Source organism: Candidatus Planktophila vernalis (assembly GCF_002288185.1).
In the GTDB taxonomy this organism is placed as follows: Bacteria; Actinomycetota; Actinomycetes; order Nanopelagicales; family Nanopelagicaceae; genus Planktophila; species Planktophila vernalis.
Genome location: NZ_CP016776.1, coordinates 1,074,050 through 1,093,729, shown reverse-complemented (window position 1 = coordinate 1,093,729; position 19,680 = coordinate 1,074,050). Strand labels below are relative to the sequence as shown.

Here is a 19,680-nt window from a genome sequence, read left to right as displayed (position 1 = left end):
TCTTAGAATAACTTCGGGATTACCCCTTTGAGAAGAGCGCCCATTCGATCTGCAGCGGCCTTTCCAGCGGCAATAACTTCTTCATGGTTTAGTTTTTCACCAGTAACACCGGCAGCTGCGTTAGTAACTAATGAGATTCCAAGAACTTCAGCGCCAAGTGCGTGAGCGGCAATTGCTTCAGGCACTGTTGACATACCCACCAAATCTGCGCCCATAGTGCGCATCATTAAAATCTCTGCAGGAGTTTCATAAGTTGGTCCACGCCAATGCACGTAGACACCTTCTTCAAGTGAAGAATCTTCCTTCTTAACAATTTCACGAATGCGCTTGCTGTAGAGATCAGTCAAATCAACAAAAGTGGCACCAGATAGTGGAGAGACTGCTGTTAATGAAATGTGATCACGAATAAGTACTGGCTGGCCAACTTTGTAGCTCTTGTTTATGCCACCACATGCATTAGTTAAAATGACAACCTTGCATCCAGCTTTAACCGCAGTTCGCACGCTATGCACTACAGGTTCAACACCTTTACCTTCATAGAGGTGTGTGCGCCCTAAAAATACAAGTGCTCGTAGTTTCTTGCCATTTGATTCAATTTCGTAAGAGCGAACTTTTCCCGAATGGCCTTCAACTGTTGGGGGAAGGAAGCCAGTTATATCTTCGGCATTACATTCATATGCTGGAGTTCCCAACGCATCAACCGCGCTCACCCAACCAGAACCCATTACTAAGGCAACATCATGAGATGCAACCCCTGTGCGTTCTGTGATTTCTTTAGCAGCAGCAGCTGCTGCGGCTAATGGATCGGAATAGAGGAGCTCGCTATTTGTCATGCATCAATGATGTCACAAAGAGCTGTTCCACTAGAAACTGTGGCCCCTATGACTGCGCTCAAATTACTAATCACACCAGCTTTATGTGCCATTAACGGCTGTTCCATTTTCATCGCTTCTAGAACGATTACTAGATCGCCAATTTCAACTCGGTCACCTTCATTAACTGCAATCTTCACAACAGTTCCCTGCATAGGGCTGGCAAGTGCAGAGCCACCAGCGCCCCCTGCCATCGATTGTTTTGCCCGATGGCGCTTAACTACAGGCTTAGGAGCATGTACTAAAACCTCAAAACGCTTCCCATTTACTTCAGCAACTAATTGCTCAGGTGCCATATGTGTTTCAAGTGGCACAACCGGTGCGTGATACATAGGAATGTCATTGTTAAATTCATTTTCAATATAGCTGGTATAAATCTTGAAATCTTGTGTAAACGCAGGATCTTCCATAATCGCACGGTGGAAAGGCAGGGCGGTAGCTAAGCCTTCGATTGAAAATTCAGCAAGTGCACGACGAGCACGGTCTATTGCTTGTTCGCGAGTTGCACCCGTAACAATAAGTTTTGCTAGTAATGAATCAAAGTTGCCGCCGATAGTGTCACCATTTCTAAAGCCAGCATCGACTCTTACGCCAGGACCAGTTGGAATAACCCATTCAGTAATTCGGCCTGGCGCAGGCAAGAATGAGCGACCTGGATCTTCACCGTTAATACGAAACTCGATTGAGTGTCCACGGATAACTGGATCATCAAAGCCAAGTGCTTCACCCATTGCAATTCTAAATTGTTCACGCACTAAATCAATGCCTGTGATTTCTTCGCTCACCGGATGCTCTACTTGCAAGCGAGTATTTACTTCTAGGAATGAAATAGTGCCATCAAGTCCAATTAAGAATTCACAAGTACCCGCACCGATGTATTCAGCCTCTTTCATGATGGCTTTACTGGATCGATAGAGCTCATCAATCTGGGCTTGACTTAAAAATGGAGCGGGTGCTTCTTCAACTAGTTTTTGGTGGCGGCGTTGCAGTGAGCAATCGCGCGTGCTTACGACTACGGCATGACCGTGCTTATCCACTAAAACTTGGGTTTCAACGTGGCGGGGCTTATCCAAATAGCGTTCAACAAAGCATTCACCGCGGCCAAAACCGCTTATGGCCTCACGAACTGCAGATGCGAATAGTTCTGGAATCTCTTCCATCGTATGCGCGACCTTTAAACCACGTCCACCACCACCATGGGCAGCTTTAATGGCAACAGGTAATCCATGTTCCTTAGCAAAAGCTAAAACTTCTTCATGTCCTTCAACTGGATCTTTAGTTCCAGCAACTAGTGGTGCACCTGCTTTAGCTGCGATTTTGCGTGCAGAGACTTTATCGCCCAGTGCCCGAATTGCAGCAGGAGGAGGTCCAATCCAAATAAGACCAGCATCAATAACGGCTTGAGCAAAGTTTGCATTTTCAGATAAGAATCCATACCCAGGGTGAACGGCATCTGCACCTGATTGCTTGGCAACTCCAATGAGTTTTTCAATATTCAAATATGTTTCAGTCGCGGTTGTTCCATGCAGAGAATAGGAAGTATCAGCCATCTGAGAATGAATTGCATTGCGATCTTCCTCTGAATAAACCGCAACACTTTCTAAGCCATGATCTTTACATGCGCGAATTACGCGTACTGCAATTTCTCCACGGTTGGCAATTAAAACGCGCTTCATTGCATCACCTTAACCTCAGGCCAGGAGTAGCCAAGTTGCTCAAAGGCTTTTCTCACAAATGGCATAGAGATTCCAACTACGTTTGTGTAGTCACCTTCAATTGAAGGAATAAAGGGGGAGCTAAACCCATCAAGGGTGAATCCACCAGCAACATGTAAGGGTTCACCGGTAGCAACATAGTCTGCAATCTCTGCATCAGTCATGTTGTCAAAGGTCACCTTTGTTGTGACGATACTTGAAATCTCTTTGTCCTTTGTTGTATCAATAATGCAGTGACCAGTGTGGAGCAGTCCAGAATTACCGCGCACTCTTGAAGCACGTTCGATTGCAATTTCTGGAGTTTCTGGCTTACCTAAGGATTTTGAATCAAATTCAAAGGTTGAATCACAACCAATGATTATTGCTGGAAAATCTATTTGCTCTCGAATTGTGTGAGCCTTGGTTATAGCTAGAGCAATCACCATATCGGCAGGAGACATTGCATTGAAAAAATCAGTTTCCTCATCAACATGGCTCACCATAATGGTTGGCTTTAATCCAGCTGACTCAAGTAAGCGTCGTCTGGACACGGATGCAGAAGCTAAAACTATTTTTGGCATCGTTTATGAATTCTTTCGAGCGCCGAAAGTAATTTGATGGGGCAAGGCTTCTCGTAGTTGCGGTAAACCGTAAACACTTCTGCGGATCACAGGCTTTAGCTCTTCACGCTTATGTTGAGCCAAAGCGGTTTTAAGTGCCGCTAACTCTTCAGGCGTTGGATTGCCTTTGATGATTGAAAACTCCATTACAGCGGAATATTTCCGTGTTTGCGGGCCGGTAATGTGTCGCGCTTTGTACGCAAAGTTCTAAAAGCCTTCGTGATGTATGCACGTGACTGATTTGGTTCAATAACTGTGTCGATTGTTCCGCGCTCAGCAGCTAAATATGGATTTGCAAGTGATTCGTTGTATTCATCGATTAACTCAGCTCTTGCAGCAACTGGATCTTTGGCTTCAGCAATTTCCTTGCGATACAAGATGTTAACTGCGCCTTGTGCTCCCATAACTGCAATCTCTGCACTTGGCCACGCGAAGTTGATATCGCTACCAAGATACTTAGAGCCCATAACGATAAATGCGCCGCCATATGCTTTACGAGTAATGAGTGTTACAAGTGGTACAGATGCTTCTGCGTAGGCGTAGAGCAACTTAGCTCCACGGCGAATGATTCCATCCCATTCCTGTTCAGTACCAGGCAAGAAACCAGGCACATCAACAAGTGTCAGGATGGGGATATTGAATGCATCGCAAAAGCGCAAGAAACGTGCAGCTTTCTCGCTGGAGTTAATATCTAGTGTTCCAGCCAATTGATTAGGCTGGTTTGCAATGATTCCAATGGTTTCACCCTCAATTCGGGCAAATCCAACAACAATGTTTGGCGCATAGAGTGCATGGACTTCTAAGAACTCTGCTTCATCTACCAATGCTTGAATCAAAACCTTCATGTCATATGGCTGGTTTGGACTATCTGGAATCAAAGTATCTAGTGCAATATCTTTTGCATTCTTTTCCAAAAGCTCTGTTGGCGGAAGATGCGGAGCTCTATCCATATTATTTGATGGCAAATATGAAAGAAGCGCTTTAACGTAATCAATTGCATCAGCTTCATTTTCAGCTAAGTAGTGAGAGTTACCGGTTCGAACATTGTGAGTACGAGCACCGCCTAGCTCTTCCATTCCCACTTCTTCGCCAGTCACAGTTTTAATGACGTCAGGACCAGTAATAAACATGTGTGATGTTTCATTAACCATCACAGTGAAATCTGTAAGTGCTGGAGAGTATGCAGAGCCTCCTGCGCAAGGGCCAAGAATCAATGAGATCTGAGGAATCACACCGGATGAGCGAGTGTTAAGGCGAAAGATTTTTCCATAGCCTGCAAGAGATGCAACGCCTTCTTGAATACGCGCTCCACCGGAGTCATTAATTCCAATAAGTGGAATTCCACTCTTTAGTGCAAACTCAGCAATCTTTACAATCTTTTCGGCATGAACTTCACCCAGTGATCCACCCATGATTGTGAAATCTTGTGAGTACAAAGCAATAGGTCGTCCATCTACTGTCGCAGTTCCGATTACAACGCCATCACCGTATGGACGATTATTTTCCATCCCGAATTGTGTTGAGCGGTGGCGCGCGAACTCATCAATTTCCGTAAATGAATCTGGATCGACCAACATTTCAATACGCTCGCGGGCAGTGTTCTTGCCTTTAGCATGCTGCTTTTCAACGGCGCGTGCCGAACCAGCGTGTACGGCTTCCTCAACGCGGGCACGCAGATCTTCGATTTTCCCGGCAGTTGTATGCAGATCACGGCTCATACCCCTACGGTACATGTCATGGGCAAGCAAATGCTAAGAGCGGCACTTGATAAGTCAGTTATCAACTCATTGACTACGCAGTACTGGCGAGTAAGCGTGGTTGATGTCACCACATCGACTCAGACCGCTTTAGCAACACGTGCGATTGCCGGAAAAGTAAAACCTGGTGATGTCATTACTGCGAATTTTCAGAGAGCTGGGCGCGGGAGGATGTCGCGTACTTTTGAGGCACCGAAAAATAGTGCTCTTTTATTTTCATTTTATTTGAAACCACAGAGGAAAAAAGAAGACTGGGGTTGGATCTCCTTAATCGCCGGTGCATCTGTTGCACAAGTTCTCAAAAAGTATAATGCAACAGTTAAGTGGCCAAATGATATTTTAATTAAGGAAAAAAAAGTTTCAGGATTAATATCTGAAATTCATGGAGAAGGTGTTGTTGTTGGAATTGGAATTAACGTAGGAATGACGATAGGTGAATTACCTGTCCCAACTGCAACATCACTTGCAATTGAAGGTGCAACCAATATTGATCGGAACCACCTTTTGGCCAATGTATTAAATGAGTTCGAATCGATTTTCACCAGCTGGGATCTGGGTGATGAATCAATCACGGGGCTATATGCATCCCTGTGTTCAACCCTTGGAACAAAAGTTCAGATTCACTATCCAAATGATTTGATAGAAAAAGGAATTGCAATGTGCATTTCAGCCCGGGGCGAGTTGATTTTAGACTCAGGAACACATGTGCAAGCTGGAGACGTAGTTCATCTACGATAAGCCAGTGAGTAATCATTTTCCAACAGTCGGCGTGATTGGTGCTGGGCAACTAGCACGCATGAGCGTTGCTCCTGCCGCAGCACTTGGAGTCAATCTCTTATTACTTGCAAATAATGCTCAAGAAAGTGGAGCACAGATAACAAACCACGTAGTCGGTGACTATAAAGATCTAGAAACTGTCCGTGCATTTTCCCGTAAGTGCGATGTAATCACTTTTGAGCATGAACTAATTCCCCTAAGCATTGTTAAGGCACTAGAAGCAGATGGAGTTGTAGTCCGTCCAAGTTCTGCCAGCTTTATATTTTCCCAAGATAAAGCTGCAATGCGAGAGCGCCTGAGCAATTTTCCTTCACCAAAGAACGCCGTGGTAACTAAAGCCGAAGAAGTGCGTGAATTTCCAGTAATTGCTAAAGCTATCTCAGGTGGTTATGACGGCCGCGGAGTATGGAAAATCAATAGCCAAACAGAGCTCGCTGCAGTATTGAAAGAAGTTGGCAAAGTCTTAATTGAAGAACTGATTGATTTTGATTATGAAATAGCTGTCATGGTGGCTAGATCTCCGCATGGACAGGCAACAACCTGGGCTCCAACGCAAACAATTCAGCGTGATGGCATATGCGTAATGACAATTACACCGGCCCCACAACTCTCAAATGATTTAAGTGAGAAGGCTCAGAGGTTAGCTCTTGATATTGCAAATGAAATTGGTGTCATTGGGGTTATGGCAGTTGAAATCTTCGTTAAGGGCCAAGAGTTATTCATCAATGAATTAGCGATGCGCCCACATAATTCTGGACACTGGACAATTGAAGGTTCTCTAACATCTCAGTTTGAACAACATCTGCGAGCTGTATTAGATCTTCCTCTTGGAAATCCGCAGATGACTGCCCCCATTGCCGTCATGGGCAACATCTTGGGCGGGGATAAGGAAGATATGTATCGTCCATATCTTCATCTCATGGCCCGCACGCCAGAGTTGAAATTCCACCACTATAAGAAGGAAGTACGCCCTGGGCGCAAGATTGGCCATGTTAATTTACTGGGAGATAACCTCCTAGAATTAACCCAAGAAGTGCAGCATGCCCTTGATTACATGAGCGGAGAAATTGATGAGTGATGTAGCAATCATCATGGGATCAGATTCTGATTGGCCGGTAATGGAAGAGGCTGCGAAAGTTCTAGATCAATTGGGAATTTCTTATGAGGCAGATGTTGTTTCAGCTCATCGCATGCCACTTGAAATGGTTGAGTTTGCACAAAGCGCCGCAGGCAAAGGATTTAAAGTAATCATTGCTGGCGCTGGTGGAGCTGCGCATTTACCTGGGATGGTTGCTTCCTTAACCACACTTCCAGTAATTGGTGTTCCTGTTGCACTAAAAAACCTTGATGGAATGGATTCACTTCTCTCTATTGTGCAGATGCCTGCAGGTGTTCCCGTGGCAACTGTTGGAGTGGGTAATGCCAAGAACGCAGCCTTACTGGCGGCCAGAATTCTAGGAATCTCTGATTCAGCAATTAGCGCCAAAGTTGCAGATGCATTAAAGGAGATTAATACTGAAGCTAAAGCTAAAGGCGCGAACTTAAATTCACGTCGTGGGCAAAAAACTGGTTTTTAGCTTTTCTTTCTATATTCAATAGCTGGGCAACGATCCATCACTGTTACTAACCCCGCAGCTTGTGCACGAGCAATTGCATCGTTATCAATAACATCTAATTGCAGCCATACTGCTTTGGCACCAATAGCGATTGCTTCATCCACAACTTTGCCAACAAGAGTGGAATTAACAAAACAATCAACAACATCTACGGAACCTGGAATCTCTGAAAGAGTTTTATAGCCAACCTCACCATGCACAGTTTCTGCACGAGGATAAACAGGAATGATGCGGTGACCTTTATCTTGTAAAAGCTTTGCCACGCCGAACGCTGCGCGCTCTGGGGTATTTCCAAGCCCAACAACAGCCCAGGTTTTCATTGCAAGGACTGCATCAATGCTTTCTTGCTCGTTAATCAGTGCGTCCTAAAGCATGGAACTTCCAACCAGCTTTGCGCCATAGTTCTCGGTCGAGCATATTGCGACCATCGATAATGATTTTACTTTTAACGAGTGAAGACAGAGTTGATGGATCGATTGCTCGATACTCTTTCCACTCAGTTAAGTGCAAGATCAAGTCAGCGTCTTTAACAGCATTTGTGACTACTTCTGCATATTCAAGCTTTGGAAAACGCTTGCGTGCAGGTTCAATTCCTTTGGGATCATGAACAACCACAGCTGCTCCAGCTGCTTGTAACTGAACTGCGATGTCGAGTGCTGGGGAGTCACGCACATCATCACTATCTGGTTTGAAAGTAGCTCCGAGAACAGCAATCTTGTATTGAGTTAGATCCTCTGAAAGTTCGTCTCGAACAACATCGATAACACGCTGGCGTGCGCGCAAGTTAATTGCATCAATTTCACGCAAGAACTCAAGGGCTTGCTTGGCGCCCAACTCTTCTGCGCGTGCCATGAATGCTCGGATGTCTTTTGGAAGGCAACCGCCACCAAAACCGATACCAGCTTGCAAGAACTTGTTTCCAATACGTGGGTCATATCCAATTGCTTGTGCAAGGACTGTCACATCACCGCCAGCAGCTTCACAAACTTCAGCCATAGCATTGATGAAAGAAATTTTTGTCGCAAGGAATGAGTTAGCCGCAACTTTTACTAGCTCTGCTGTTGGAAGATCCGCTCTAATCCATGGAGTACCTAAGTCAATGATTGGCTTATAAACTTCCTTAAGTATCTGCTCAGCGCGATCGTTAGCAACACCGACGACTAAGCGATTAGGTGTGAGTGTGTCTTCAACAGCGAAACCTTCGCGCAAGAACTCTGGATTCCAGGCTAGATCTGCTTGCGGCGCCGTTTTTGCAAGCTCATCACGAAGTGATTGCGCGGTTCCAACAGGAACAGTTGATTTTCCAACAACTAAAGAGCCATCTTTCAGATACGGTGCTATTTCAGCAACTGCAGAACGCACGTAAGTCAGATCAGCAGCAAGTCCATCTTTACTCTGTGGAGTTCCAACGCAAACAAAGTGAATATCAGCATCTTTAACTGCAGAGAAATCAGTAGTAAATGAAAGTCGACCTGTCTTCATCTCTTGTGCAAGCAAGGTATCTAGCCCAGGTTCGTAGAAAGGAAGCTCGCCATTTTGCAGCATCGCCACTTTATTGGGATCGGTATCAACACCAATAACGGTAAAGCCAAGAGAAGACATGCATGCGGCGTGTGTTGCGCCTAGATAGCCGCAGCCAACTACTGAGAGAGTCAAAGTCATGGGCGCGAGTTTACTTCAGTGCTCCGCAAGGATTTTCATCAGCGGTACGAGTCTTGAATTTATCAATCACAGTTGGTGATGCTGAAGCGCTTGAAGATGCTGAAGGTGAAGGGGTTACCTCATCAACTAGCGGTAGATCTTCACGCAAACGGTTAAATAGATCAGGTGCAAGCACTGAATCCCAGGTCACAACCGATCCAAGCCCTGGTACGCGAGCATTTGCGTTACCTAAAGGAATTGTGAGAGTGCGGACCTTACTTGGGGAGAGATTCTTGAGTTGTTTGGCCAAAACTATTAAGTCATTTCGATTGAGTTCAGAATCTGTTCGAACTGTTGCAATAGTGGCATTGAAGAAATTGACTAACTTAACTGGATTGAGAAGAACGCCAGTACTTGTCACTTTTCTTAGCACTGCGCTCATGAATTGCTGTTGGCGTTGCATGCGCCCAAGGTCACCCATGCCGTCAAAGTCACGAGTACGAACATACTTGAGCGACTCAATTCCATTAAGAGTGTGAACTCCAGCGCTCAATACAAGGTGGCTATTTGGATCATCAATGTCGCGCTTTGTACAAACATCAATTCCGCCTAATGCATCAACCATTCCTGCGAAACCAGCGAAGCCGATTTCAATATAGTGGTCAATTTTAATGTTTGTTTCTTGTTCGATAGTTTGAATTAAAAGTGGTGCTCCACCCCAAGCAAAAGCAGCGTTAATTTTTCCTTTTGCTGCAGGAACAATCTTTTCTTTGTTTAAGGAAGAGGGATGTTCTGGAATAGTCACAAGTGAATCTCGTGGAATAGAGATGATGGTTGCTTTATCTCGAGATTTACTGATGTGAACAAGAAGCATTGTGTCTGATCGTGCACCTGCTGCTGACTTGGTAGTTCCTACTCGCAACAACTTTGATTGTTCTTTAGTTAAACCTTCGCGTGTATCTGAACCCACCAACAAATAATTGAGTGCTGAACTTGGCTTATCTGGGCGATTATCGAGTGAGCCAAACACATCGATACGGTTAATTGCTCCGCTGACTTGGCCTAATCCCAACCAAGAAAATGCCGAGATTGCGACAACGGCAAGGGATAGGGAAGTAATAATGCGTATTGGTCGCGTCGCTTTCACCGTGTAAGAGTACTTGGACGATACGGTGTAGGGGTTATGACGACATCAGCAAATGAGTTATATGGCTCACCGGAGCCCAAAATCTCAGTCATCCTGCCGGTCCTCAACGAATCAAAATATTTAGAAGAGGCTGTGAAGGCTGTTCTTGATCAGGATTTTGGCGGCGAGATTGAAATTATTTTGGCAATTGGGCCTTCCAATGATGGAACAGAAGTGATTGCTCAATCATTGGCTAAAGTGGATTCGCGTGTTGTAGTTGTTTCAAATCCTTCAGGACGCACAGCTTCAGGACTTAATTTGGCAGTTGCTGCAAGTAGATACTCCATCATTGTGCGAGTAGATGGCCACTCAAAAATCCCTAAGAATTACCTATCTCTTGCTTTTGAAATCTTGAAAGAAACTGGTGCCGTAAACGTTGGCGGAATCATGGCTGCAGAAGGTCACACTGTTTTTGAGAGAGGCGTTGCGCGAGCAATGCGTAGTCCTTTAGGTGTTGGTGCCTCACGTTTTCACACAGGTGGTGGAGCTGCATCGGTGGATACGGTTTACCTAGGGGCATTTAGAAAACAAGCTTTGGTTGCAGTGGGTGGATTTGATGAGAGATTCACACGTGCACAAGATTGGGAGCTTAATTTTCGTTTGCGTGCTGCTGGAGGAACAATCTTTTTTGATCCTCGATTAGTTGTGACTTATCGTCCGCGTTCAACTGTTAAAGCTCTTGCTAAACAGTATTTCGAATATGGCCGTTGGCGACGAGTTGTATCTCGCAGACATGAGGGAACAATTAACTACAGATATCTTGCCCCACCATTTACCGTAATCGGCGTTGCTTCATCACTGATTCTTGGCGCAGTTGTTTCACCTATTCTTTTCGTACCAGCATTGGTATATGCGTTGTTTATTCTCATCGCATCGGCAAGAATTGGAAAATCACTTGCTGAATTTGTCTCGTTGCCACTTATTTTGCTGACAATGCATATGACATGGGGTATTGGCTTTCTAACTTCGCCAAAGTCGTTAGCGCCTGCGGTAACCTTACGACCGTGAGCACTCCAACGCAGGTCTATGAGCCATTTCGTGCTGGCCTGCCACCCCTGAGGAAATATTGGAAGTCTCTCTGGTCGCGCCGCACATTCATCTCTGAATACTCGCGCTCAGAACTTCGGGAACAGCATTTTGACTCAGCATTTGGTCAACTATGGCTAGTTCTTAATCCCTTGCTGTTATCAGCTGTTTATTTCTTGCTAATCGTGATCATTAGCGGGTCATCTGACAGCACGCGGTATGCACATCTCACTGCAACGCTTTTTCTCTTTTATTTAGTAGCTAACTCTTTAACAGGTGGCGTGAAGTCAATTACAGCAGGCCAACGCTTAATTCTAAATACAGCCTTTCCTCGAATTATGTTGCCAGTCTCAGCAGTTGTAATTGCAATCTTTAAATTCCTGCCAACTCTTGCCGTCTTTCTGGCAATCAGGACAGTTTTGGGTCTGCCATTTGCTTGGGAAATGTTTTGGGCTATTCCAGTACTGCTAATAACCATGTTGTTGGCATTGGGCCTTGCGGTGACAATTTCCTGTATCAATGTGTATTTCCGCGACATTGCAAGTTTCTTGCCATACATGACACGCACACTTTTGTATTTGTCACCCATCTTGTATGAAGCATCCGACTTGAAGCCTGAGCTAAGAACTCTTGAACTCTTCAATCCGCTGTTTCCAATTTTAGATAGTTGGTCGCGTGCTTTAGTTCATGGGCAGGCACCACTTACTTCTCACATGCTCATCGGTCTTGGTTGGGCAGTTGGAATTTTCTTGATAGGCACATACTTCTTTTTATCAAGGGAGCGTGAATTTGCCGTCCGTCTCTAACTCTCATAAGACCAATGAAGTTGCCGTATCAGTTCGCGGACTTGGCCTTACATACACCACTGCAATTGATCGTAGACCAACTCTAAAAGCACGCGTTAAGTCATTGGGTCGTGGCGGAAAACAAACTCGCGTTATCCGTGCATTGGATGAAGTAAATCTTGATGTTGAATATGGCCAGGTATTAGGAATTATTGGAACAAATGGTGCAGGCAAATCTTCACTGATGCGCGTTATTGCAGGAATTTTGCCTCCCACACAAGGGCGAATTGAAGTCTATGGAAGCGTTAGTACTTTGCTTGCTCTGGGCGTTGGTTTTAACCCTTCAATGTCAGGCCGAGACAATGTTTATTTAGGTGGATTAGCTGCAGGAATGTCACGCGATGAAATTGATAGCCACTTCGAAGAAATAGCAGAATTCTCGGAATTAGGTGAGGCAATCGACGCCCCAATGCGCACATATTCATCAGGTATGTATGCCCGCTTAGCATTTTCGGTTGCAGCAACTGTTCGACCAGATATTTTGATTGTCGATGAGGCATTGAGCACCGGTGATGCAAAGTTTAAAGAAAAATCTCTTAATCGCATCAAGGAACTACGAAGTGATGATCGTGCATTAATTTTAGTCAGTCATGCAATGGCTACTTTGGAAGATGTCTGCAATGACGTTGCTTGGCTCCATAAGGGAAAGCTCGTTCAACGCGGAGATCCAAAAACTGTAATTACTGCATATCGCGAGTTTTTGCAGCTAGGAAAGAGCGCAGCCATCGATGAGGATGTCTAAAGCTTTTCTAGCGCTATTGCTAGTTTTTTCAACATTGATTCCCACTGCACATGCAGTGGATATACCTGCAACCTTTTCATTTCAAGGTTCAGGATATGGTCATGGCGTTGGCTTAAGTCAGATGGGTGCACGCTACATGGCCAATGCTGGTCAAAGTGCTGAGCAGATTATTAAGTATTTCTATAAGGATGTTGAGATTGAACCAAAAGATGATTCGAAAATTCTACGAGTCAATATTGGAAACCTCATTTCTAGCGCAAAGATTTCAAGCACGTTAAAGGGATCACAGCTTCAAATCATTCAAGGTGATGCGGGTGGTGAAAGCGTTATCCCAGTATTTTCCTTGGCAGATTCAATTAGTTTCTCAATTATTGGTTCAACGGTTAGCCCACGGATAACAAATGGGAAAACTTCACAAGTACTACCTCGCAGCAGAGTTTTCACGGTTCGTTGGTCTGGCACTCGCTATTTAGAAGGACCAGAGACAGTCATATCCGTTAATCACTCAGGTGTATCTCAGCGACTTCGATATGGACAGATTCAAGTAAAGGCTATTAAAACCCCAACGGGATATCGAATTGCAATGACAAACTCAGTTCGGTTAGCTGATGAATACCTCTGGGGTATTAGTGAGATGCCATCCTTTTGGCCGATTGCCGCACTTGAAGCGCAAGCAATTGCTTCACGCACCTATGCGTTGAGTAAGGCGGGGGTATATAGAAGTGCTTGTGATTGTGATTTATATGGAACGATTTCTGATCAAACTTTCCTGGGTTATGCCAAGGAGATTGAAAAGAAGTTCGGTGTGGTTTGGAAAGATGTTGTAACGCGAACTGCGGGTTTAACGATCACACAATCTGGTTTGCCAATTACTGCTTATTTCTCCTCTTCATCAGGTGGCAAGACAGAGCTTTCGATAAATGCCTGGGGTAGTGCCAGGGCTTACACGCAGATTGTTGATGATCCTGGTTCATTGGACCTCACTATCAATCCACGATTTGTTACTTGGAATCGAGAAGTACCACAGAGCGTTATTGCTGCCGCATTTGTTTTGCCTGATGTAGTGAGTTTAGAGATCTTAGGAATGAATGAAAGTGGAACAGTTGCTCAGATTCAAGCAACGTCTAGTACTGGCGTGAAGGTTGCTCTGCGCGGTGAGACTTTTAGAAGTAGAACTAAAATACCTTCAGCATGGTTTAGCTTAGTTAGCGTGCAGAATTGAATTAAGTCCGCCCCAAGTACCAGTGCGGTTAATTGCTTCAAGTGCTCCATCGAGTGAATTGCGACGAAAGAGTAAGTTATTGCCACCAGAGAGTGCTGCAGCTTTCACAATCTCTCCATCAGGCAAACGAACTTTTGAAGCAGCTGTTACATAAGTTCCAGCTTCAATCACACAGTTATCACCGAGTGAAATTCCACAGCCAGAGTTTGCGCCCAGAAGTGATTTTTCACCGATTGAAATAACTTCTTTTCCTCCACCACTGAGCGTTCCCATAATGGATGCGCCGCCACCAATATCTGAGCCATCGCCAACAACAACCCCAGCTGAGATGCGACCCTCAACCATTGAAGTTCCAAGTGTTCCGGCATTGAAATTCACAAATCCTTCGTGCATGACTGTTGTGCCAGAAGCTAAGTGTGCTCCCAGTCTTACGCGATCAGCATCAGCGATTCGAACTCCACTTGGAATTACGTAATCAACCATGCGTGGGAATTTATCGACAGAAAGAACAGTTACGTGACCGTACGCAGCCTTTAGACGTGCTCGAGTTAATTCAAAACCTTCAACAGCGCAAGGACCAAAGTTTGTCCAGACAACATTATTGAGTAAGCCAAAAACGCCTTCGAGTGAGAGGCCATGAGGCTTAACTAAGCGATGTGATAACAGATGTAAACGCAAATACGCATCTTTTGCATCAACAGGCGCCGCGGTGATATCAATTTCAACTGCAACAAGTTCTCGAGTCACTCCGCGAGCATCATCTTTGCCGACTAACGCGCTTAGTTCATTTGGAACAGTTGCTGACAAGGAAGCAAGTTGCGGCGCTGGAAACCAAACATCAAGAGTTTTTCCGGCAGCCATCGTTGCAATGCCGTGGCCAGATGCAATGGTGGTCATGTCCTAAGCCTAACCCCTATCCTTACCCGCATGCGCATTGCAGTCTTTTGTTCATCTTCGCCAACGATTGACCCTAAGTATGTAGACCTTGCCTTTGAACTCGGTGGGGCTATTGCAGCTAACTCATGGGAATTAGTCACTGGGGGCGGTCACATTTCAATGATGGGCGCAGTTTCTAGGGGAGCTCGTCAGGGCGGCGGACGAACTATCGGCGTTATCCCACAAGCCCTTGTTGATATTGAATTTGCTGATCACGATAACGATGAACTACATGTCGTTGAGACGATGGGTGAGCGCAAGGCGATGATTACCGATATCGCAGATGCGTTTATTACATTGCCTGGCGGCGCAGGAACTCTTGAAGAGTTCTTTGAGATTTGGGTGGGACGTTATTTAAAGTTTCACAATAAGCCAGTTGTAATTCTAGATCCATTTGGAATCTATAACCCCTTACATGAACTAGTCGAGCACCTAGAAGTTGAAAACTTTATTAAGCCGGGAATGCGTGAGTTAATTTCTTGGACAACAGATGTAACGCAAGCACTAAAGGCATGTTCTTAATGTCAAGTAATCACATTGCAATTTCTTTAAAAATTAATGCACCAATACAAAAAGTTTGGGATTCGCTGGCGCAATGGGAAAAACAAGGCGAGTGGATGCTTCAGACTAAAGTCTGGGTGACTTCAGAGATCACAGAAGGCGTTGGAACATCTATTAATGCATTCACTGGCGTTGGTCCATTAGGAGTTTTGGATTCAATGACAGTTACTTCATGGCAGCCTCCACACACATGCGATGTGCTCCATACCGGCAAAATAATCAAAGGAACAGGCAGATTTCATTTACGTGAAATCTCTTCAGATACAACAATCTTTGACTGGTCTGAAGAAGTAATAGCTCCGCGCGTACTCTTCTTGGCGATGCTTCCTGCGCTCTATATTGGTGTGCGAATCTCTTTATCCCGCTTTGCACGAACATTCCGCTGAGAGCATCCTCACCCGCATAGGCGTTAAGAGCCAGTAGCCTTATAACCATGAGCGAGTCCCCAACATTGGCCCAGGTGCTGGCCTCGCTGCCTGAAGAAGAGCGGATCATCTTGACCTTGCATTACATGCGCCAGATGTCACCGAGTGAGATTGCCCTAACGCTTCAGGTGCCAGAGCGCGCAGTTGATGCTGTCATTTCGGCTGGAAAAGCCAGATTGAGCGCGGTTCTAGGCTTTTAACGCCTTCTCGATTTCGCGCTTGTGCTCTAAATGCGAGATACTTCTCCTCTTGAACTTTCCTCGTCCATCTTTAAAGGAGTCCCCACATGGCAGCCATGAAACCTCGTACCGGTGATGGTCCAATGGAGGTCACTAAAGAGGCTCGCTCACTTGTGATGCGAATTCCACTAGAGGGTGGCGGACGCCTAGTCGTCGAACTCAACTCTGAAGAAGCTAATAATCTCAGCGCCGCACTTCATGCCGCGGTTGCATTAGTTAAGAAGTAAATCACTAACAGGCGATAGCCTTCAACGCATGTTCTGGACACTTAAAGCTGCCAAGCCTCAACTCTCAATAGCCACTAGCGCTGATTCAATTGCGCTCGCTTTTGCTAAAGATTCAGAAGGAGTTGTTTCATTTTCTGCTCCTGGCAATCTAGTTCAGGATATTGAAAAGTTTTTTGAAATCAACCTTTTGGATGAGCTGTCATTCTTTTCTCCCACTTACAAATCGGGGGAATTATTTGAAATTCCTGTTAGTTCACAGGATGCCCAAACAGATCGTATATTTCTAGTTGGAGTTGGTGATTCATCAACTGCATCACTTCGTATTGCCGCCACAACAATTGCTAGAAAAGTTCGTGGCAAGAACACCACCGTCTACTCTGCATGTGCAATGAATAGTAAAGACGTTAAAGCACATGCAATCGCTCTGACATTAGGTGCCTACCTTTGGAATCTCAAAACTGGAGAGCCTGCAGGTAAGCCAAATTTCCTAGTAGCTACAAATGAAAAAGAGGTTATAGATGTTGCTATCGCTATTTCGAAAGCAATTACGCGCGCTCGTGATTTGGTGCATACGCCTTCTAATATTAAGAATCCTGCGTGGATGGCTACAAAAGCCCAAGAATTCGCCAAAGGAACCGGGCTCACAGTAAAAGTACTTGCTGGAAAAGAACTCAAAGAATTTGGTGGATTGCGAGCTGTTGGTAATTCATCTCCCAAACCTGGACCACGTTTTATTGAAGTTGGGTACGCGCCTTCAAAGAAGAAAAACGCGATTAATGCCCTTCCGCACGTTGTATTAGTGGGCAAAGGAATCACCTATGACACTGGTGGAATAGTTCTCAAACGCCCTTATGACTTGATGATCCCAATGAAAAGTGACATGACAGGAGCGGCGGTAATTCTGGCAACGCTAACTGCGCTGGAGGAATTGCAACCAAATATTCGCGTCACAGCGTTAATGATGTGTGCTGAGAACGCATTTTCAGGCACCGCCCAGCGTCCAAGTGATGTTATTACTCACTATGGCGGAACAACTGTTGAAGTAACTGATACTGATGCAGAGGGACGTTTAGTTCTAGCTGATGGCTTGGCATATGCCGATAAAAACTTAGATCCTGATTATTTGGTAGATATTGCAACTTTAACTGGATCAGCAACCCTAGGACTTGGTAAGCAGCATGCCGCGATGTATACGCGAGATGAGCAACTTGCACGTGATTTGGAGTTTGCAGGAATTGAATCTGGTGATCGAGTCTGGCATATGCCACTAGTTGATGACTATAGAGATGCTCTTGCAAGTGATGTGGCTGATTTCAATAATATAGCTAAAAAAATAAAATACTCTGGGGGCTCAATTATTGCAGCACTTTTCCTAGAACACTTTGCTGGCAATCGCCGTTGGGTTCACTTAGATATTGCTGGCCCTGCACGAAGTGAAGCTGATGCAGGAGAGAATCCTAAAGGTGGAACTGGATATGGGGTTCGCTTGTTAACTCAGTGGATTATGAATCTTAAATGAAAATAGATCCTCATTCATATGCAGAAAGCTTTATAACTGAAGATCCATTCAAAACCTATGCACGTGCTCGCGGCGTTGAAATTGGTGCACACGATGTCACACCAGGTGTAGGTGCTTATCTCAAGCATTTAGCTTTTACACTCTCCGCGCAATCAGTCGTTGAAATTGGAACAGGCTCAGGTGTTGGAAGTCTGTGGTTGCTAGATGGCATGTTGGCTAGCGGTACTCTAACTTCTATAGATGATGAAATGGAACATACACAGATTGCAAAGTTGGCATTTGCTGATGCAGAGATTTCTCCTACTCGCTACAGATTAATTACCAACTCAGTTCTAGATGTTATTTCAAAGTTAACTGATAGAGCTTATGACTTAGTTGTAGTCCGCCATGATCCTCAAGATCTAGCCTTTGTAATCAGTGAAGCGCATCGCATTTTACGAAGTGGCGGGGCAATGGTTATTGATAGCTTTTTTGGAGGCTCAAAGGTCAACGATCCAGCTCAGAGAGACCCTAAAACTGTGGCACTTCGCGATGCTGGGAAAATCATTAAAAATGACACAGAGCATTGGGTGAGTACCTTGCTTCCAACTGGCGATGGTTTGTTAGTTGCAACAAAGTTATAGGAAGATATGAACATGATTTTTCCTAGACAAAAGGTAACCCACAGTGTTCGACCTTGGTGGGAAACAAGTGCGCCAAGCAAGAGCTCGCGAGGCAAGGTATTTATCATCGCGTTACTGGCAAGTTGCCTTGGTGGTTTTCTAGGAGTTACAGCTACAGGTGGAACTATTTTTAATTCTGCCAACATTGTTAATTCTTCCAGCACAATCGAGCGTGCACCAGATTCTGTTGCAGGTATTGCTGCCAGAGTTTTGCCCTCAGTTGTTTCTGTTAATACTCGCTCAGCAACAGGTCGTGGGGGAACTGGTTCCGGTTTTATTTTCGATAGCAATGGTTACATCCTGACCAATAATCATGTTATTGCCAGTGTCGGTAACGGAAATGGTGCAATACGAGTTACCTTAAACAATGGTGATATCTACAGCGCGACCATCATTGGTCGTGATGCTTCTTATGATTTAGCGGTTATAAAAATCAGTGCCACAAATCTGCCGGCACTTGAGTTTGGAGACAGTGACAAAGTTGCTGTCGGAGACTCAGTGATTGCAATTGGTTCACCGCTTGGACTCTCAGGCACTGTGACACTTGGAATTATTAGCGCTAAGGATCGACCTGTAACTGCTGGTGATTCTGGTTCTGGAAGCTCATTCATTAATGCACTACAAACTGATGCTGCAATCAACCCAGGAAATTCTGGCGGCCCACTAGTTGATGCAACGGGGGCGGTCATTGGCGTTAATTCAGCAATCGCAACCCTTGGTTCAGTGTCACAGACCGGTTCCATTGGTTTGGGTTTTGCAATTCCAATTAATCAAACGAGAAAAACTGCGGATCAATTGATTAAATCTGGTAAAGCAACATATCCGTTCTTAGGCGTTTCATTGGATATGAATTACAGTGGAGTTGGTGCACTTGTTGCTAATTCGGGCACATCTATTTTGCCTGGCGGACCAGCAGCTAAAGCTGGAATTCGTGCGGGTGACTTAATCATCAAATTTGAAAATAAGGCCATTGATTCCCCTGAACAATTAATTGTTGCCATACGCGCTATGAATGTGGGGGATAAGGTCACCCTGACTTATATCCGAGATAATAAAGAGGTCACGGTCACCGTTACCTTGGTAGCTGGCAATAACTAGAGACCGATTTAGCAG

General features: G+C 44.9%; 23 protein-coding genes. 14 read left to right on the top strand and 9 right to left on the bottom strand.

Going from position 1 to position 19,680, the window contains the following annotated elements; translation table 11 throughout:
* Window positions 1-2 precede the first annotated feature (2 nt).
* Genes A7sIIA15_RS05760 through A7sIIA15_RS05740 form a run of 5 tightly spaced genes read right to left on the bottom strand, consistent with a single transcriptional unit; the run spans window position 3 to window position 4,904 of the window.
* On the bottom strand, window positions 3-833 hold the full coding sequence (locus A7sIIA15_RS05760; protein WP_095658089.1) for a purine-nucleoside phosphorylase: 831 nt from the start codon (window positions 831-833) through the stop codon (window positions 3-5).
* The gene (locus tag A7sIIA15_RS05755; RefSeq protein WP_095686195.1) at window positions 830-2,548 is read right to left on the bottom strand and encodes an acetyl/propionyl/methylcrotonyl-CoA carboxylase subunit alpha; all 1,719 of its coding nucleotides are present in this window, start codon (window positions 2,546-2,548) and stop codon (window positions 830-832) included. Before A7sIIA15_RS05755 ends, A7sIIA15_RS05760 begins: the two co-directional genes overlap by 4 nt.
* Window positions 2,545-3,147: a Maf family protein gene (locus tag A7sIIA15_RS05750; protein WP_095686194.1), complete on the bottom strand. Its 603-nt coding sequence runs from the start codon at window positions 3,145-3,147 to the stop codon at window positions 2,545-2,547. Before A7sIIA15_RS05750 ends, A7sIIA15_RS05755 begins: the two co-directional genes overlap by 4 nt.
* 3 nt (window positions 3,148-3,150) lie before the next feature.
* Window positions 3,151-3,333, bottom strand: coding sequence for an acyl-CoA carboxylase subunit epsilon (locus tag A7sIIA15_RS05745; protein WP_095686193.1), 183 nt, complete (start codon window positions 3,331-3,333; stop codon window positions 3,151-3,153).
* Entirely contained in the window at window positions 3,333-4,904 is a 1,572-nt protein-coding gene (locus A7sIIA15_RS05740; RefSeq protein WP_095686192.1) for an acyl-CoA carboxylase subunit beta, read from the bottom strand. The genes A7sIIA15_RS05745 and A7sIIA15_RS05740 overlap by 1 nt, the downstream gene beginning before the upstream one ends.
* Before the next feature lie 18 nt (window positions 4,905-4,922).
* On the opposite strand from A7sIIA15_RS05740, the gene A7sIIA15_RS05735 reads away from it, so the two are divergent.
* From A7sIIA15_RS05735 to purE, 3 genes are read left to right on the top strand one after another with little or no spacing between them, the layout of a single operon-like run.
* A complete protein-coding gene (locus A7sIIA15_RS05735) occupies window positions 4,923-5,681 on the top strand; it encodes a biotin--[acetyl-CoA-carboxylase] ligase (protein WP_190279121.1) in 759 nt (252 codons plus the stop codon).
* Between the two features lie 4 nt (window positions 5,682-5,685).
* Complete coding sequence (locus A7sIIA15_RS05730) at window positions 5,686-6,798, top strand: 5-(carboxyamino)imidazole ribonucleotide synthase (RefSeq protein WP_095686191.1); 1,113 nt, start codon at window positions 5,686-5,688, stop codon at window positions 6,796-6,798.
* A complete protein-coding gene (gene purE, locus A7sIIA15_RS05725) occupies window positions 6,791-7,297 on the top strand; it encodes a 5-(carboxyamino)imidazole ribonucleotide mutase (protein ID WP_095686190.1) in 507 nt (168 codons plus the stop codon). The genes A7sIIA15_RS05730 and purE overlap by 8 nt, the downstream gene beginning before the upstream one ends.
* Here the strand turns inward: purE and A7sIIA15_RS05720 are convergent.
* The 3 genes from A7sIIA15_RS05720 to A7sIIA15_RS05710 are packed head-to-tail and all read right to left on the bottom strand — an operon-like array spanning window position 7,294 to window position 10,124.
* A complete protein-coding gene (locus A7sIIA15_RS05720) occupies window positions 7,294-7,656 on the bottom strand; it encodes a CoA-binding protein (RefSeq protein ID WP_095686189.1) in 363 nt (120 codons plus the stop codon). The genes purE and A7sIIA15_RS05720 overlap by 4 nt on opposite strands.
* Window positions 7,657-7,687: 31 nt before the next feature.
* Window positions 7,688-8,998, bottom strand: coding sequence for a UDP-glucose dehydrogenase family protein (locus A7sIIA15_RS05715; RefSeq protein WP_095686188.1), 1,311 nt, complete (start codon window positions 8,996-8,998; stop codon window positions 7,688-7,690).
* A 10-nt stretch (window positions 8,999-9,008) separates the two neighbouring features.
* Window positions 9,009-10,124: an LCP family protein gene (locus tag A7sIIA15_RS05710; RefSeq protein ID WP_095686187.1), complete on the bottom strand. Its 1,116-nt coding sequence runs from the start codon at window positions 10,122-10,124 to the stop codon at window positions 9,009-9,011.
* 36 nt (window positions 10,125-10,160) lie between these two features.
* Between A7sIIA15_RS05710 and A7sIIA15_RS05705 the strand changes: the two genes are divergently transcribed.
* Genes A7sIIA15_RS05705 through A7sIIA15_RS05690 form a run of 4 tightly spaced genes read left to right on the top strand, consistent with a single transcriptional unit; the run spans window position 10,161 to window position 13,998 of the window.
* Window positions 10,161-11,171, top strand: a complete 1,011-nt coding sequence (locus tag A7sIIA15_RS05705) for a glycosyltransferase family 2 protein (protein ID WP_095686186.1) — start codon at window positions 10,161-10,163, stop codon at window positions 11,169-11,171.
* Window positions 11,168-11,995: an ABC transporter permease gene (locus tag A7sIIA15_RS05700; RefSeq protein WP_190279120.1), complete on the top strand. Its 828-nt coding sequence runs from the start codon at window positions 11,168-11,170 to the stop codon at window positions 11,993-11,995. Before A7sIIA15_RS05705 ends, A7sIIA15_RS05700 begins: the two co-directional genes overlap by 4 nt.
* Entirely contained in the window at window positions 11,973-12,776 is an 804-nt protein-coding gene (locus tag A7sIIA15_RS05695; protein ID WP_095686184.1) for an ABC transporter ATP-binding protein, read from the top strand. The genes A7sIIA15_RS05700 and A7sIIA15_RS05695 overlap by 23 nt, the downstream gene beginning before the upstream one ends.
* Window positions 12,769-13,998, top strand: a complete 1,230-nt coding sequence (locus A7sIIA15_RS05690) for a SpoIID/LytB domain-containing protein (protein ID WP_095686183.1) — start codon at window positions 12,769-12,771, stop codon at window positions 13,996-13,998. The genes A7sIIA15_RS05695 and A7sIIA15_RS05690 overlap by 8 nt, the downstream gene beginning before the upstream one ends.
* On the opposite strand, the gene dapD is transcribed toward A7sIIA15_RS05690, so the two are convergent.
* Window positions 13,978-14,895 (bottom strand): 2,3,4,5-tetrahydropyridine-2,6-dicarboxylate N-succinyltransferase, encoded by a 918-nt coding sequence (gene dapD / locus A7sIIA15_RS05685; RefSeq protein ID WP_095686182.1) that lies wholly within the window; start codon window positions 14,893-14,895, stop codon window positions 13,978-13,980. The genes A7sIIA15_RS05690 and dapD overlap by 21 nt on opposite strands.
* A gap of 30 nt (window positions 14,896-14,925) precedes the next feature.
* On the opposite strand from dapD, the gene A7sIIA15_RS05680 reads away from it, so the two are divergent.
* The 7 genes from A7sIIA15_RS05680 to A7sIIA15_RS05650 all read left to right on the top strand — a co-directional run bounded on the left by A7sIIA15_RS05680 (window position 14,926) and on the right by A7sIIA15_RS05650 (window position 19,665).
* A complete protein-coding gene (locus A7sIIA15_RS05680) occupies window positions 14,926-15,456 on the top strand; it encodes an LOG family protein (RefSeq protein WP_095686181.1) in 531 nt (176 codons plus the stop codon).
* Window positions 15,456-15,881, top strand: a complete 426-nt coding sequence (locus tag A7sIIA15_RS05675; RefSeq protein ID WP_095686180.1) for an SRPBCC family protein — start codon at window positions 15,456-15,458, stop codon at window positions 15,879-15,881. The genes A7sIIA15_RS05680 and A7sIIA15_RS05675 overlap by 1 nt, the downstream gene beginning before the upstream one ends.
* Window positions 15,882-15,928: 47 nt before the next feature.
* Window positions 15,929-16,120 (top strand): RNA polymerase sigma factor, encoded by a 192-nt coding sequence (locus A7sIIA15_RS05670; protein ID WP_095686179.1) that lies wholly within the window; start codon window positions 15,929-15,931, stop codon window positions 16,118-16,120.
* 86 nt (window positions 16,121-16,206) lie between these two features.
* Window positions 16,207-16,386: a DUF3117 domain-containing protein gene (locus A7sIIA15_RS05665; RefSeq protein WP_017956423.1), complete on the top strand. Its 180-nt coding sequence runs from the start codon at window positions 16,207-16,209 to the stop codon at window positions 16,384-16,386.
* A 28-nt stretch (window positions 16,387-16,414) separates the two neighbouring features.
* Window positions 16,415-17,905, top strand: a complete 1,491-nt coding sequence (locus A7sIIA15_RS05660; RefSeq protein WP_095686178.1) for a leucyl aminopeptidase family protein — start codon at window positions 16,415-16,417, stop codon at window positions 17,903-17,905.
* Window positions 17,902-18,528, top strand: coding sequence for an O-methyltransferase (locus A7sIIA15_RS05655; protein ID WP_095686177.1), 627 nt, complete (start codon window positions 17,902-17,904; stop codon window positions 18,526-18,528). Before A7sIIA15_RS05660 ends, A7sIIA15_RS05655 begins: the two co-directional genes overlap by 4 nt.
* A gap of 12 nt (window positions 18,529-18,540) precedes the next feature.
* The gene (locus A7sIIA15_RS05650; RefSeq protein WP_095686465.1) at window positions 18,541-19,665 is read left to right on the top strand and encodes a S1C family serine protease; all 1,125 of its coding nucleotides are present in this window, start codon (window positions 18,541-18,543) and stop codon (window positions 19,663-19,665) included.
* The last annotated feature ends 15 nt before the right edge of the window (window positions 19,666-19,680 follow it).

Excerpts from the sequence above, each read along its gene's own strand:
- A7sIIA15_RS05760 (WP_095658089.1), bottom strand. The coding sequence starts at position 833 with ATGACAAATAGCGAGCTCCTCTATTCCGATCCATTAGCCGCAGCAGCT.
- A7sIIA15_RS05755 (WP_095686195.1), bottom strand. The coding sequence starts at position 2,548 with ATGAAGCGCGTTTTAATTGCCAACCGTGGAGAAATTGCAGTACGCGTA.
- A7sIIA15_RS05750 (WP_095686194.1), bottom strand. The coding sequence starts at position 3,147 with ATGCCAAAAATAGTTTTAGCTTCTGCATCCGTGTCCAGACGACGCTTA.
- A7sIIA15_RS05745 (WP_095686193.1), bottom strand. The coding sequence starts at position 3,333 with ATGGAGTTTTCAATCATCAAAGGCAATCCAACGCCTGAAGAGTTAGCG.
- A7sIIA15_RS05740 (WP_095686192.1), bottom strand. The coding sequence starts at position 4,904 with ATGAGCCGTGATCTGCATACAACTGCCGGGAAAATCGAAGATCTGCGT.
- A7sIIA15_RS05735 (WP_190279121.1), top strand. The coding sequence starts at position 4,923 with ATGGGCAAGCAAATGCTAAGAGCGGCACTTGATAAGTCAGTTATCAAC.
- purE (WP_095686190.1), top strand. The coding sequence starts at position 6,791 with ATGAGTGATGTAGCAATCATCATGGGATCAGATTCTGATTGGCCGGTA.
- A7sIIA15_RS05720 (WP_095686189.1), bottom strand. The coding sequence starts at position 7,656 with ATGAAAACCTGGGCTGTTGTTGGGCTTGGAAATACCCCAGAGCGCGCA.
- A7sIIA15_RS05715 (WP_095686188.1), bottom strand. The coding sequence starts at position 8,998 with ATGACTTTGACTCTCTCAGTAGTTGGCTGCGGCTATCTAGGCGCAACA.
- A7sIIA15_RS05705 (WP_095686186.1), top strand. The coding sequence starts at position 10,161 with ATGACGACATCAGCAAATGAGTTATATGGCTCACCGGAGCCCAAAATC.
- A7sIIA15_RS05690 (WP_095686183.1), top strand. The coding sequence starts at position 12,769 with ATGTCTAAAGCTTTTCTAGCGCTATTGCTAGTTTTTTCAACATTGATT.
- dapD (WP_095686182.1), bottom strand. The coding sequence starts at position 14,895 with ATGACCACCATTGCATCTGGCCACGGCATTGCAACGATGGCTGCCGGA.
- A7sIIA15_RS05680 (WP_095686181.1), top strand. The coding sequence starts at position 14,926 with ATGCGCATTGCAGTCTTTTGTTCATCTTCGCCAACGATTGACCCTAAG.
- A7sIIA15_RS05675 (WP_095686180.1), top strand. The coding sequence starts at position 15,456 with ATGTCAAGTAATCACATTGCAATTTCTTTAAAAATTAATGCACCAATA.
- A7sIIA15_RS05670 (WP_095686179.1), top strand. The coding sequence starts at position 15,929 with ATGAGCGAGTCCCCAACATTGGCCCAGGTGCTGGCCTCGCTGCCTGAA.
- A7sIIA15_RS05665 (WP_017956423.1), top strand. The coding sequence starts at position 16,207 with ATGGCAGCCATGAAACCTCGTACCGGTGATGGTCCAATGGAGGTCACT.
- A7sIIA15_RS05660 (WP_095686178.1), top strand. The coding sequence starts at position 16,415 with ATGTTCTGGACACTTAAAGCTGCCAAGCCTCAACTCTCAATAGCCACT.
- A7sIIA15_RS05655 (WP_095686177.1), top strand. The coding sequence starts at position 17,902 with ATGAAAATAGATCCTCATTCATATGCAGAAAGCTTTATAACTGAAGAT.
- A7sIIA15_RS05650 (WP_095686465.1), top strand. The coding sequence starts at position 18,541 with ATGATTTTTCCTAGACAAAAGGTAACCCACAGTGTTCGACCTTGGTGG.